The sequence below is a fragment of the Oligella sp. HMSC09E12 genome (assembly GCF_001808505.1).
GTDB classification, from domain to species: domain Bacteria; phylum Pseudomonadota; class Gammaproteobacteria; order Burkholderiales; family Burkholderiaceae_B; genus Oligella; species Oligella urethralis.
Genome location: NZ_KV793560.1, coordinates 1 through 515 on the forward strand (window position 1 = coordinate 1; position 515 = coordinate 515).

The 515-nt window shown below is 46.8% G+C and carries 1 protein-coding gene; it reads right to left on the minus strand.

From position 1 onward, the window contains the following. On the minus strand, nt 1-515 hold a 515-nt coding region (locus HMPREF3179_RS03825; protein WP_141743437.1), incomplete at both ends, for a recombination-associated protein RdgC.

Below are 515 nucleotides of genomic sequence, written 5' to 3' on the forward strand. Positions count from 1 at the left end.
GCGGTGCTAGGAGAGACTTCGGTCATAAAAGACTGAATTGGCATGGGGTCTAAGGCCTTGACTAATAAGGAGATGACCTCATCGGCCTTGGCTGCGGTGCCTGCATCAATATAGAGCCAGTGATTTTCCAAATCCAAGCAGACACGGGTTTGCCTAAAAATGCTAAATGCCTTAGGAATGAGGGTGTCAGTGACCATCTCCTTAATCTCACGCATTTGCTTACGACCTGGCTTATAACCTTGTTGCTCCTCAACTTCGAGTGCTTTTTCACGGGTAAATTGGTTAATTACACTGGCCGGTAGTAGTTTTTTTTCTGCTTGTAAGCAAAGGAAATAATACTGGCCCAGCTCATACACTAAGCCACTTTCCGCCAGCGGAGTAGTCCAGCCGAGTTTGGTGTCTGGTCCCGGGCTACCTTCGACAAAGGCATGTGCCTGTAACTTTTCCTCCAAGTCTTGGGCAGAGATTGTCCAGTCAGGATTGAGACGAAATAGTTTGAGATTTTTGAACCACAT